This is a genomic window from Streptomyces sp. NPDC044064 (genome assembly GCF_056434245.1).
Window position 1 is genome coordinate 88584 of record NZ_JBWKFN010000033.1, and the last position, 12269, is coordinate 100852.

14 protein-coding genes are annotated in these 12269 nt (G+C 71.9%); 7 read left to right on the forward strand and 7 right to left on the reverse strand.

The genetic code is table 11. The features are described 5' to 3' along the window. Position 1: 1 nt before the first annotated feature. Positions 2-859 (reverse strand): EamA family transporter, encoded by an 858-nt coding sequence (locus AC07DS_RS38165; RefSeq protein ID WP_479153030.1) that lies wholly within the window; start codon positions 857-859, stop codon positions 2-4. A gap of 100 nt (positions 860-959) precedes the next feature. Here AC07DS_RS38165 and AC07DS_RS38170 point away from each other — a divergent pair, with 100 nt between their 5' ends. Further along, positions 960-1532 carry a helix-turn-helix domain-containing protein gene (locus AC07DS_RS38170; RefSeq protein ID WP_479153032.1) on the forward strand — a complete coding sequence of 191 codons (573 nt, stop codon included), beginning with the start codon at positions 960-962 and terminating at the stop codon, positions 1530-1532. A 43-nt stretch (positions 1533-1575) separates the two neighbouring features. After that, positions 1576-2133, forward strand: a complete 558-nt coding sequence (locus AC07DS_RS38175; RefSeq protein ID WP_479153035.1) for a YbaK/EbsC family protein — start codon at positions 1576-1578, stop codon at positions 2131-2133. Between the two features lie 2 nt (positions 2134-2135). Here the strand turns inward: AC07DS_RS38175 and AC07DS_RS38180 are convergent, their stop codons facing one another. Continuing rightward, positions 2136-3260, reverse strand: a complete 1125-nt coding sequence (locus AC07DS_RS38180; RefSeq protein ID WP_479153037.1) for a cation diffusion facilitator family transporter — start codon at positions 3258-3260, stop codon at positions 2136-2138. A gap of 81 nt (positions 3261-3341) precedes the next feature. On the opposite strand from AC07DS_RS38180, the gene AC07DS_RS38185 reads away from it, so the two are divergent. Continuing rightward, positions 3342-3743, forward strand: coding sequence for an ArsR/SmtB family transcription factor (locus tag AC07DS_RS38185; RefSeq protein WP_479153039.1), 402 nt, complete (start codon positions 3342-3344; stop codon positions 3741-3743). Positions 3744-3889: 146 nt separating this feature from the next. On the opposite strand, the gene AC07DS_RS38190 is transcribed toward AC07DS_RS38185, so the two are convergent. The 3 genes from AC07DS_RS38190 to AC07DS_RS38200 all read right to left on the reverse strand — a co-directional run bounded on the left by AC07DS_RS38190 (position 3890) and on the right by AC07DS_RS38200 (position 7436). Beyond that, positions 3890-5113 (reverse strand): 4-hydroxybenzoate 3-monooxygenase, encoded by a 1224-nt coding sequence (locus AC07DS_RS38190; protein ID WP_479153041.1) that lies wholly within the window; start codon positions 5111-5113, stop codon positions 3890-3892. A gap of 75 nt (positions 5114-5188) precedes the next feature. Further along, positions 5189-6826, reverse strand: a complete 1638-nt coding sequence (locus tag AC07DS_RS38195; RefSeq protein WP_479153044.1) for an APC family permease — start codon at positions 6824-6826, stop codon at positions 5189-5191. A gap of 202 nt (positions 6827-7028) precedes the next feature. Beyond that, on the reverse strand, positions 7029-7436 hold the full coding sequence (locus tag AC07DS_RS38200) for a CoA-binding protein (RefSeq protein WP_479153048.1): 408 nt from the start codon (positions 7434-7436) through the stop codon (positions 7029-7031). A gap of 142 nt (positions 7437-7578) precedes the next feature. Here AC07DS_RS38200 and AC07DS_RS38205 point away from each other — a divergent pair, with 142 nt between their 5' ends. Genes AC07DS_RS38205 through AC07DS_RS38215 form a run of 3 tightly spaced genes read left to right on the forward strand, consistent with a single transcriptional unit; the run spans position 7579 to position 9604 of the window. Next, positions 7579-8373: a hypothetical protein gene (locus AC07DS_RS38205; RefSeq protein WP_479153050.1), complete on the forward strand. Its 795-nt coding sequence runs from the start codon at positions 7579-7581 to the stop codon at positions 8371-8373. Then, the gene (locus AC07DS_RS38210; protein WP_479153052.1) at positions 8370-8918 is read left to right on the forward strand and encodes a SixA phosphatase family protein; all 549 of its coding nucleotides are present in this window, start codon (positions 8370-8372) and stop codon (positions 8916-8918) included. The genes AC07DS_RS38205 and AC07DS_RS38210 overlap by 4 nt, the downstream gene beginning before the upstream one ends. Positions 8919-8977: 59 nt before the next feature. Next, positions 8978-9604, forward strand: a complete 627-nt coding sequence (locus AC07DS_RS38215; protein WP_391337995.1) for a YigZ family protein — start codon at positions 8978-8980, stop codon at positions 9602-9604. A 48-nt stretch (positions 9605-9652) separates the two neighbouring features. On the opposite strand, the gene AC07DS_RS38220 is transcribed toward AC07DS_RS38215, so the two are convergent. Both AC07DS_RS38220 and AC07DS_RS38225 read right to left on the reverse strand, forming a co-directional pair. Then, on the reverse strand, positions 9653-10987 hold the full coding sequence (locus AC07DS_RS38220; protein WP_479153075.1) for an MFS transporter: 1335 nt from the start codon (positions 10985-10987) through the stop codon (positions 9653-9655). A gap of 142 nt (positions 10988-11129) precedes the next feature. After that, the gene (locus AC07DS_RS38225; protein WP_479153054.1) at positions 11130-11528 is read right to left on the reverse strand and encodes a DUF3291 domain-containing protein; all 399 of its coding nucleotides are present in this window, start codon (positions 11526-11528) and stop codon (positions 11130-11132) included. 115 nt (positions 11529-11643) lie between these two features. Here AC07DS_RS38225 and AC07DS_RS38230 point away from each other — a divergent pair, with 115 nt between their 5' ends. After that, entirely contained in the window at positions 11644-12264 is a 621-nt protein-coding gene (locus tag AC07DS_RS38230; protein WP_479153056.1) for a MerR family transcriptional regulator, read from the forward strand. Positions 12265-12269: the final 5 nt, after the last annotated feature.

The following is a 12269-nucleotide window of genomic DNA, read 5'->3' on the forward strand; positions in this document are numbered from 1 at the left end:
GTCAGCCGGTCGCCAGCAGCAGCGTCCCGAGCAGGGCGAGACCCGCGCCCGCGGCCTGGATCGCGCGCAGCCGCTCGCTGAGGAAGCCGCGTGCGGCCAGCGCGGTGACCACCGGGTAGAGGGACGCGAGTACCGCCGCCACCGTGACCGGGCCGTGCTGGGCGGCGACCGCGTAGGTGCCGTTGGCCGCCACGTCCGCGAGGCCGACGAAGGCCAGCGCCGGCAACGAGGACCGGGGCAGACCGCCCTCCGGCAGGGCGGGATTGCCCCGCCGGACCGACGCGTACAGGGCTGCGCCGCCCGCGGCGACGCTCGTCACGCGCTGCACGAAGAGGGAGAGGAAGAGACCGGTGGTGTTGGTCGAGGCCTCCGTGATCAGGGCGAACACCGTGCCGAAGCCCAGTGCGGCGACCAGCGTGAGCAGGATCGTCAGTCGCTGAACGGGCGCTCCGCGCAGCTGGGGGCCGCCCGCGAGGACGACACCGGTGACGGCGACCGCGATGCCCGCGACCTGCAGGGCCCCGGGGCGTTCACCGAGGACCAGGCCCACACCGACCGGGACGGCCACACTGAGCGTGGCCAGCGGGGAGACCACGCCCATCGGGCCCAGGGCGAGCGCCTTGTAGAAGGCGAACACGGCCAGCGGCCCGGCCAGGCCGGCCGCGACCGCGAACCACAGCCGTGGCCCGGCCTCGGTCCAGCCACCGGTCGCGACCACGATCGTGCCCAGCACCACCGCCGCGATCGCCTGGGAGGCGACCACCACCGTCAGTGCGGGCGCGCGTCGTGTCAGCAGCCCGCCACCGAAGTCGGCCAGGCCCCACAGGAGGCTGGTGGTCAGGGCGAAGAACGCTGTCACTGATGCCTCGCAGTACAGTTTGGTGAACGAGCGGGTGCATCCCACCGTAGTTCGATTCAGTGAACTGTGTCATCTAAAATATTGAACCCTTGGACGGAACGTGTCGGACCTCGAACTTCTGACCCAGTCCCTGGCGCGCAACGTCAAGCACTGGCGCGCGGTGCGCGGCTTCACCCTGGACGTGCTCGCCGCCCGGGCCGGTGTCAGTCGCGGCATGCTCATCCAGATCGAGCAGGCCCGCACCAACCCGAGCATCGGCACCGTCGTCAAGATCGGCGACGCGCTCGGCGTCAGCATCACCACCCTCCTCGACTACGAGCAGGGCCCGAAGGTCCGCATCGTCCCCGCCGAACGGGCCGTACGGCTGTGGCACACCGACGCCGGCAGCTACAACCGGCTCCTCGCCGGCACGGAGGCGCCCGGACCGCTGGAGATGTGGGACTGGCGGCTGATGCCGGGCGAGCAGAGCCCCTCCGAACCGCACCCCGGCGGCACCGTCGAACTGGTCCATGTCACCGCGGGTGAGCTGACGCTCACCGTGGACGGCGAGGAGTACCGCGTCCCGACCGGCGCGAGCGCGTCCTTCGAGGCCAACCTCCCGCATGTGTACGGCAACACCGGTGACGTACCGATGGAGATGGTCATGGCGGTCTCGGTGCCGCCCGTGCCCTGAGACGCCGGTACGGCGGGCGGACGGGCCTTGCTAGCGTGCGGCCATGCGCGCACCCATCGGAGACTTCGACACCGCCACCCCCGCCCCCGAGTGCCTGGACGAACTGACCGCCCCGGTCGCCGACGCCGTGCGCCACTGGCGGGGCAGCGTCCCCGCCGACCGGATCCTCTACGTCGAGACCGACCCGCGCTGGGCCGACACGGCCGTCTTCGTCGAGCACTACGGCCGCGACCTGCTCGAGCGGTCGGCGAACTGCGTGGTGGTCGCGGGCAAGCGGGGCGGCGGGACCACCCTCGCCGCGTGTCTGGTGCTCTCCACCACCCGGGTCGACGTGAACGGCGTGGTGCGCCGCCGACTCGGCGCCCGCAAGGCCTCGTTCGCCACGATGGACACCGCGACCGGCGAGACCGGCATGGAGTACGGCGGTATCACCCCGGTCGGACTGCCCGCCGACTGGCCGGTGCTGGTGGACGCGGCCGTCGCCGACCTGCCCTACGTCCTGGTCGGCAGCGGACGCCGCCGCGGCAAGCTGCTGGTCCCGGGCAAGGCGCTCGCGGAGCTGCCCGGTGCCGTGGTGCTCGAAGGGCTCGGGGTCGCCTGAGGTCAGGCCGTCAGGTGATGGGCGAGCGCCAGATGCGGGTCCGTCTCGCCCGGCACCGGTGCCGGGTCGGCGTGCACCAGGGCGGCGGTGAGCCTCGGTACGGCGTGCAGCAGGGCGTGTTCGGCCTCGACGGCGATCGCGTGCGCCTGGCGGACCGACACCTCGCCGTCCACCACGACCGCCAGCTCGGCGCGCAGCCGGTGCCCGATCCACCGCAGCCGCAGCTCGCCCACCTCGCGTACGCCCGGCACCGCGCGCACCGCCAGCTCGGCCCGGTCCACCAGGGCCGGGTCGACGGCGTCCATCACCCGCCGGAACACCTCCCGCGCCGCGTCCCGCAGCACGAGCGCGATCGCGGCGGTGATCGCCAGCCCCACGAGCGGATCGGCCAGGTGCCAGCCCAGGGCCGACCCGCCGGCCCCGAGCAGCACGGCCAGTGAGGTGAATCCGTCCGTCCGCGCGTGCAGCCCGTCGGCCACCAGCGCGGCCGAGCCGATCTCCCGGCCCACCCGGATCCGGTATCGGGCCACCCACTCGTTGCCCGCGAACCCGACCAGCGCGGCCACCGCGACCGCCGGCAGATGCTCCACCGGGCGCGGGTCGAACAGCCGCCCGACGGCCGCCCAGGCCGCGAACGCGGCGGAGGCGGCGATGGTCAGCACGATCGCGAGCCCCGCGAGATCCTCGGCGCGCCCGTAGCCGTAGGTGAACCGCCGAGTCGCCGCCCGCCGCCCCAGTACGAAGGCGATGCCGAGCGGTACGGCCGTCAGCGCGTCGGCCGCGTTGTGCACGGTGTCCCCGAGCAGCGCCACCGACCCGGAGAGGGCCACCACCACGGCCTGCGCCAGCGCGGTCGTGCCGAGGACGGCGAGCGACACCCACAGCGCGCGCATACCCCGTGCCGAGGACTCCAGTGCGGGGTCGAGCTTGTCGGCGGTCTCGTGCGAGTGCGGGGTGAGGAGATGGGCCAGGCGGTGGCGCAGGCCGGGGGAGGGACGGGGATGGCGGTGACCATGGTCGTGGTGATGGCCCCGGTCGTCGTGATGACCGTGGTCATGGGGGTGGCCATGCTCGTGGACTCGGCCAGGGGGCTGCTGCCCGTGCCCGTGCGTGTGCCGGTCGCTCACGTGGATCCCCTTCCGGTGGGTGGGAACGGGGACGCGCGGGTGGGAATGGACGCGCGTCGCCCATGGAGCCATTATGTGCGTATGAGCGCACGCATGCACCTGTCACCTGCGCACCATGCGCAGCCGCGCACCCCGGGCGACGAGCAGTTCGCGGTGGCCGCCGAACTCCTCGCCCTGCTCGGCGACCGCACCCGCCTGACCCTGCTGCACGCCCTCACGGCCGGCGAGGCCGACGTCACCACCCTCACCGAGGCATGCGGCGCCGCCCGCCCGGCCGTCAGCCAGCACCTGGCCCGGCTGCGCCTCGCGGGTCTGGTGAGCACCCGCAAGGAGGGGCGCCGTGTGGTCTACGCGCTGCGCGACGGCCATCTGCGCCGCCTGGTCGACGAGGCGCTGAAGGTGGCCGACCACCGCCTCGCCGACCGGGCCACCGCGACAGGGCCCAGCGGCTCACCGCAGCAGGGCGCCGAGCCGCTCCAGTAGGGCCAGTACCTCGTCCGGATCGCCGGTCGCCGCCGCCCCCGCCATGCGGCACGTCCCCGCCCGCCTCGCCGGTGCGGCCTCCGGTATCGACAACACGGTGCGGCACCGGGTTCGGCCGGCCACCGCCTGATGCGGCAGCCGGGCGCTCAGAAGGCGGCGGCCGAGCCCAGGTACTGCTCGGCGAAGGCCGCAGCGGCGGCGGGCGAGGTGAACAGACGGCGCAGCCGGGCGAGCGTGGTGCCGGCCCGGAAGGGGTCACCCGAGGCGACCCCGTGATAGACGTCCGACAGCCACTGCGAGAACTCCTGGTAGTCCCACACCCGCCGCAAGGACGCCTCCGAGTAGCCGTCCAGGCCGCTCCCGTCACCCCGGGTGAGGCGCCCGACGAGCGCGTCGCCGAGCAGGAAGGCGTCGTGCAGGGCGAGGTTCATGCCCTTGGCCGCGATCGGTGCCGTGAGATGACCGGCGTCCCCGGCCAGCAACAGCCTTCCGTGGACGAGGGGTTCGACGACGTAGTGGTGCATGTCCAGCACCCGCTTCTCGATCAGCCGGCCCTCGGTCAGCGGCGGTGCGCCGGCCGCGCCGAGGCGGGTGCGCAGCTCGGTCCAGACCCGCTCGTGCGGCCAGTTCCCGGGATCGTCACCGGGCGGGCACTGCAGGTAGTAACGGGTGACCTCGGGGCTGCGGGCCATGTGCCCGGCGAAGCCGTTCGGGTGGACGCCGAACAGGACGCAGTCGGCGGAGGGCGGGGCCTCGGCGAGCAGTGCCAGCCAGCCGATGCCGTCGTCCTGCCGTGCGATCCGTGTCGCCTCCGGGGGCATCGCGTCCCGGGTCACCCCGCGCGCCCCGTCGCAGCCCGCGACGAACTCGCAGCGCAGCAGCCGCCGTTCACCGGTGTCCGGGCACCGGTACGACACCGCGAGCCGGTCCGAGTCCAGGTCGTGCAGTCGTACGTCGTGCACACCGAAGCGGATGTCGCCGCCGCGTACGTCGGCGTACTCCCGCACCAGGTCCGTCACCAGCAGCGGCTGCGGGTAGACGTAGTGGTGGTGGCCCGTGAGGTCGCCGTAGGAGAACCGGAACCGTTCGCCGCCGAAGCGGAACTCGCAGGTGTCGTGCACCTGGGCCCGCTCCAGCAGGTTCGCCGCGAGGCCGCGCCGCGCGAGTTCACGCACCGCCCATTCCTCGATCACGCCGGCTCTCGGCCGGGTCTCGATGAACTGCCTGCTCTCGGTCTCCAGGACCACACAGTCGACGGAGGCGTCCCGCAGGATCGTGCCGACGGTGAGCCCGGCGGGCCCGGCGCCCACGACGACGACCGTACGACGTTCTCCGGGCGCGGAGTTGGGGTGGGGGGAGGGGTGAGTCACCCCGGCATTATGACGGTGTCCCGTCAGCCACGGCGGAGTTGCCGCGGCTGACGGGACACCGGGTGAGGTGCGGGGTCAGTGCGCCGGGGCGTCGGTGACCACGACCTCCTCGATGCTGCGCTCGATCGCCTCGGTCTTCGAGGCGGTGGCCTTGGCCCAGTAGTAGATGGCCAGGGAGAACACCGCGACCACCGCGATGTCCCAGTACAGCGGGATGGTGCCGTCGCCGCCGAAGGTGCTCAGGTAGGAGATCACGCCGAGGCCGGCCAGGTAGCCGGGCAGCCACTGCGCGGCCTTGAAGTCCAGCCGGGGCGCGTCGGGCAGGTTCTTGCGGATCGCGTACCAGGCGTAGGAGCCGAGCAGCACGTAGCCGATCAGGATCGCGGCACCCAGTCGCCACAGGGTGTCCCAGCCGGACCAGAAGATGATCAGGTTGGCGACCACGAAGGACAGCGGCGAGACGAACTTGCCGAAGGGCAGCCGGTACGGACGCTCGTGGTTCGGCAGACGGTCGGCGAAGACGCCGTAGGCCAGCGGCGCGCCGGCGTACATCAGGACGCTCGCCGAGGTGATGAAGCTGACCAGCTCCTGCCAGCTGGGGAACGGCAGGAAGCAGATGATGCCGGTCACGAACGAGACCACGAGGCCGAACCACGGCACACCGCGCGAGTCCGTCTTGGCGAAGACCTTCGGCGCGTAGCCGTTCTTGGCCAGGCCGTAGGAGATGCGGGAGGTGGCGGTGGTGTAGATCAGGCCGGTGCCGCCGGGAGAGATGATCGCGTCGGCGTACAGGACGAAGCCCAGCCAGCCGAGGCCCACCAGCGTGGCGAGACCCGCCCAGGGGCCGCTGATGCCGGCGAAGTCGAGCTTGGCCCAGCCGTGCGCGAAGGAGGCGTGCGGCAGCGCGACGATGAACACGACCTGGAGCAGGATGTAGATCACCGAGCCGATCGCGACCGAACCGAGGGTCGCGCGGGGCAGGTCACGCTTCGGGTTGCGGCTCTCGCCGGCCAGCTGGATCGCCTGCTCGAAGCCGAGCAGCGCGAAGATGATGCCGCTGGAGCTGATCGCACCGAGGACGCCCTTGGCACCGAAGGGCGCGAAGCCCTCGGAGGTGAAGTTGCCCGGGTGGAAGTTGCCGATGGCGATGACGAAGATCGCGGCGAGCGGGACGGCGATCTTCCACCAGGTGGCGGCGCTGTTGGTGTGGGCGAGGACACGGACACCGAGGAAGTTGACCGCGACGAAGACCGCCATGAGGACGACCGCGGTGGCGATGCCGCTCGCGGTGAGCGTTCCGTCCGCGCGCTGCAGTCCGTCGGCCCAGCTCCAGTGCTTGGCGTAGCCGATCATGGCCTCGACCTCGATCGGTGCCACGGTGGCCGCCTGGAGCCAGGAGAACCAGCCGAACGACATGCCGGCCAGGCCGCCGAAGGCGTAGTGCGGGTAGCGGGCCGTGCCACCGGCCACCGGGAACATGCCGCCGAGCTCGGCGTGCACCAGCGCCAGCAGCACGATGGCCACCGCGCCGATCACCCACGAGATGATCGCCGCGGGGCCCGCCACCACGACCGCCTTCTCGGCGCCGAACAGCCAGCCGGACCCGATGATGGAGCCCACGGAGGCCCACATCAGACCGATCAGGCCGACGTCACGGCGCAGGCCGCCCTGGTCCTTCGCGGTTATGGGCGCTGCATGGTCGACTTTCACCATGTCAAGTGGCCTCTCAGATCGTTTAACGCAGACTTAACGAACAACAGCGCCACACAGTAGGGACGCTTTCTGCGTCGCCAAAAGACTCTTGGTGAAGTCTTGACCTCGGATCTTGCCCCTCTTGGTCTCAGTATTCGCACAGGTCAGAGGGTGAGTCGAATGTCAATATTCAGCCGCGAATTGTGAGAAGAAGGTGAGACAGTCAGCTCAGAAGGGGGATTTCGATCGCCGGGCAACGGTCCATGACCATGTCAAGTCCGGCGGCCCGGGCCCGCTGGTGGGCGGCCTCGTCCACCACTCCGAGCTGGAACCAGACCGCTTTGGCGCCCTTGGCGACGGCCTCGTCGGCGACCGCTCCGGCCAGCTCGCTGTTGACGAAGACGTCGACGACATCGACCTCGAAGGGGATGTCCGCGAGGGAGGCGTAGCCCTGCTCGCCGTGCACCGTCTCCGCCTTCGGGTGCACCGGCACGATCCGCTTGCCGTGGCGCTGCAGGACCTGCGCCACGCCGTACGCGGCCCGCCGCTGGTTGGCGGACAGGCCGACCACCGCCCAGGTGTCGCCCAGCTCGGTCAGAATCCTGCGGATCGTCGCTTCGTCGCCGTACACGGCTGCCTCCTCCGGCTGCGGTATCTGTCGTCGGGGCAGAACAGCGCCCTTCAGGTGCTGATTCCCCCCAGAACCCCGCCACGGTGACCGGAATCGGCGCAAGGTGACTGCGTACGGCCCTCCGCACGCCTACGCTCGGGCCGTGCTGCGCATCCTCGACGCCCGAACCGGTGAGCCCGTCGCCGCCGCGCCCGCCCGGCGTGGCCTGACCCGCATCGAGGCCTACGCCTCCGGCCTCGACCTGACGGCCCTGCGGGTACTGCTCACCGCCGACGTCCTGGTCCGCGCCCTGGAACTCGGCGGTACCCCCGTCTGGGCCACTCTCACCGCACCCCACCGGCACGCCGAACTCCGCACGGCCGCGACGACCCTCGCCATCCGTCCCTTCGAGGACGGCCGCGACCTCGCCTCCGGGCTGGGAGAGGCGCAGGTCATCCATGTGGTGGCCGGGAACGCCGCGACCATGCCGGGCGAGGGCCCCCTGCTGACGGTCGCCCCGGCAGAGTGGAAGGCGGCGGAACCGGCGGAGGAGGAGCAGCCTGCCACCCCCCGCCCGCCGGGTGAACAGTCCCCTCATGACCTCCCGGTCCTCCTCTCCGATCCCACGGCCCTGCGCCTCGCACTTCTCTCCGTCCCCCGGAACACGGCGGTACGGCTGGACGCCGGCGCACTCGGAGAGGCCGCGCAGAACCTCGCCCGCCTGCGGCGGGCCGTCGCCGGGTGGGCGCGGCAGCCCTCGCGGCCGGTGCCCGATGCGGTGCGCGTGCGGTTGCGGGCGGCATGGGAGGACGATCTGGACCTGCCCGGGGTGCTGGCCGTGCTGCGGGAGGTGGAGAACGCGCCGGAGCTGTCCGACGGGGCCCGGTTCGAGACGTACGTGTACGCGGACCGCCTGCTCGCCCTCGACCTCGCCCGTGACCTCGGGAGTCTCGCGTGATCGAGCGGGCGGGCGCGGGCCCGCTGCGCCGGCTGGTCGTGCTGCGGCACGCCAAGTCCGCCTGGCCCGAGGGCGTCGAGGACCACCGTCGTCCGCTCGCGGCACGCGGCCTGCGGGACGCCCCGGCCGCCGGGCGCGCCCTCGCGGAGGCCGACTGCCTGCCCGACCTCGCCCTGTGTTCCCCCGCCGTACGTGCCCGCCGCACCTGGGAACTGGCCTCCGCCCAGTGGGGCACGCCGCCTCCGGTGCGCTACGACCGCAGGCTGTACGGGGCGGACGTACCGGAACTGCTGGAGGTCGTGCGCGAGGCGCCGCGCGAGGTGGAGACGCTGCTGCTGGTCGGGCACAATCCCGGCCTCGAGGAGCTGGTCCTGGAACTGGCCGGGGACGGTCTGGAGGACACGCTCGAGCGGGTGCGCCTGAAGTTCCCGACCTCCGCGATCGCCGTCCTGACCTGGCGCTCCACCGGCTGGCCGGCCCTGGCCCCGGGGACCGCCCTGCTGACCGCGTTCACCGTGCCGCGGGGCAGGAAGGAGAAGGGGTAGCCGGGCCCGGCGGATGCTCCGCGATCAAGGACGGCGCGACGCTCGCATAGGCTGACGGGATGCAGGACGAGTACCGCACCGTAGCCCGCGCGGGCGTGCACGAGACCGAGATCAACCGCTCCCGTTTCCTGTGCGCCCTCGGCCCGGCGGCCACCGAGCAGGAGGCCCAGGCGTTCGTCGCGGCCGTCCGCAAGGAGCACGCCGACGCCACGCACAACTGCTGGGCGTACGTCATCGGCGCCGACGCTTCCGTGCAGAAGGCCAGCGACGACGGCGAACCGGGCGGCACCGCAGGCGTGCCCATGCTGCAGATGCTGCTGCGCCGCGAGATGCGGTACGTCGTCGCCGTCGTCACCCGGTACTACGGCGGTGTGAAGCTCGGTGCGGGCGGGCTGATCCGGGCCTACGGCGGCGCGGTCGGCGAGGCCCTGGACGAGGTCGGCACGCTCACCCGGCGCCGCTTCCGGCTGGCCACGGTGACCGTCGACCACCAGCGCGCCGGCAAGATCCAGAACGATCTGCGCGCCACCGGACGAGAGGTCCGGGACGTGCGCTACGGCGAGGCCGTCACCATCGAGATCGGCCTGCCCGACGCCGACGTGGACGCCTTCCGCGCGTGGCTGGCCGACGCGACGGCGGGCTCGGCCGGGTTCGAGCTGGGCGGAGAGGCCTACGGAGACGCGTGAGGTCCGGCGCCCGTTCGGGGGCGGCCGGACCGCACACGTCTCAGACGTTCACGCCTCCTCGGAGGCCGTGTTCCGCGGGCGCGGAATGCCCAGGGCGCACAGTGCGCCGACGAGGACCACGGCGACGCCGACCCACACCGCGGGGTGCAGTCCGTCGACGAACTCCTGGGGGCTGCGGGTGCTGCCGTGCGCCACGAACACCGTGCTGAGGACGGCGATGCCGAGCGCTCCGCCGATCTCGCGGACCGTGGTGTTCGCGCCGGAGGCCTTGCCCGCGTGCTCCTTGGCGACCGAGGCGAGCACCACGGCGGCCGTGGGCGCGAAGACGAAGCCCATGCCGATGCCCGCGACGATCATCGGGCCGACCATCGCCGAGTATGCGGTGTCGGTGTCCGCGACCAGGTTGATCCAGCCGAGGCCCACCCCCTGCAGGAACAGGCCGAGCGCCATCAGACGGCCGCCGCCGACCTTGTTCGTGAGCACACCGGCGACGGGGGCGACGAACATCGGCATCAGCGTCCAGGCCAGGGTGCGCACACCGGCCTCCAGCGGGGTCCGCGGGGGCACGATCTGCAGGTACTGGGCGAGCAGGAACAGCGAGCCGAAGACGCCGAAGTACATCGCCGCCGAGACGATGTTGGTGAGTGTGAAGGCCCGTATCCGGTAGAAGGACAGGGGCAGCATCGGCTGCGCGGACCTGCCCTCCCAGAACACGAACACGGCGAGCAGCACCGCACCCCCGGCGAAGGCGCCCAGCACCTTCGCCGAACGCCAGCCGTCCGTGTCGCCGTGCACGATGCCCCACACCACGGCGCACAGTCCGGCCGCGGCCAGCAGCATGCCGACCAGGTCGAGGCGGATGCCCGGCAGCGAGCTCTCGCGCAGCGTCAGCAGGATGAGGGGAACGGCGACGACGCCCACCGGCACGTTGATCCAGAAGATCCACCGCCAGTCCAGCCCGTCGACCACCGCACCGCCGACCACCGGGCCCATCGCGACGGCCAGGCCGCTGATCCCCGACCACAGGCCCAGCGCCAGCCCGCGCATTCGGTCCGGTACGGCCTGGGACAGCAGGGTCAGCGACAGCGGCATCACGGCCGCCGCGCCGAAGCCCTGGATCGTACGGAAGGTGATCAGCTGGGCGCTGGTGTCGGCGAGACCGCAGCCCGCCGAGGCCAGCGTGAACACGATGATGCCGAGCACGAACACCTGCCGGCGGCCGAACCGGTCACCGAGCGCGGCTCCTGTCATCAGCAGGCAGGCGAAGCTGAGGACGTAGGCGTTGACGAACCACTGGAGCTGCTGGGTGTCGGCCTTCAGGTCGACGGCCAGGGTGTGCAGGGCCGTGGACACGACGAGGTTGTCGAGCGCGACCATGAACATCGGCACGCTGCAGGCGACGATCGCGAGCCAGAGCGGAACGCGCCGACCCGTGCGCTCCGGGCCGGCGACGACCGGATCGTCGAGGACCGGGTTTTCTTCGGACAGCGTCATGACGGGGGTCTCCTGATGGGGGTGGGCGGGGTCAGGCGTTCGTGTTCTGCTCGGCCAGCCGCCGCTTGGCGTCCGACCAGTCGATGGGCAGGCCGGCCGCCGGGACCTCCCAGAAGGTGAAGACCGACTGCTTCATCGTGGACCGCAGGCCGGTCATGATCGACTTGTGCGGCTCGGTCCGGGCGTAGGCGTACAGCGCGTCCTTGTCCTGCCAGGCGGAGAGCGTCCAGAAGGTGCGCTTGAAGGGTTCGGCGATGAGCGAGGCGCCGTAGGCGCCGGGCGCGCCGGAGACCTGCCTCCAGGCGACCAGGGACTTGAGGAAGAAGCGCGGTACGTCCTTGAGGGAACGGACCTCCAGACGGGACGCCATGACGAACGCCTCGGCATCCGGCGCGGGCTTGTTGACGGTGGTCCAGGGCAGGGTCGGCATGGCTGCGGCCTTCTCGGGTCAGAGGCAGGGCGAGGGGAGGGACCCAAAATTGGATACCTCTACTATCTATGTTAGACAGTAGAGGTATTCAGTTTTCAAGAGCGGAGCCGACCCGATGCGCATGTCCGAGCTGAGCCGCCGCAGCGGCGTCTCCGTCACGACGATCAAGTACTACCTCCGTGAGGGCCTGCTCCCGGCCGGCCGACAGACCGCCGCGACCCAGGCCGAGTACGACGAGCAGCACCTGCGCCGGCTCCGCCTGATCCGCGCGCTGACCGGTGTGCGCGGGCTGTCCGTCAGCACCACCCGGGACCTCCTCGACGCCCTGGACCAGCACACCGGCGACACCCACCTCACCCTCGGCCTCGCCCTCGGCGCGATCAGGCTGGCCGAGGAGCCCGCCGAGCGGGCCCCCGAGGCCGCGGAAGTCGACGCACTGGTCAAGGAGTTGGGCTGGGACGTGCACGAATCGGCGCCCGCCCGTGCCGCGCTCGCCGAGACCCTGGCCTCGCTGCGCTCGCTGGGCGTCCCGCGGGACTGGCACACCCTGCTGCCGTACGCCCGTCTCGCCGAGCGGACCGCGGCCCTCGACCTCGACCAACTGGACGGCATCGAGGACCCGTTGGAGCTGGCCGAGCACGCGCTGCTGCTGACCGTCCTCCTGGAGCCCGCGCTGCTGGCGCTCAGGCGCATGGCCCAGGAGAACGAGTCGGCACGGCGGCACACCGGGCACTGAGACGC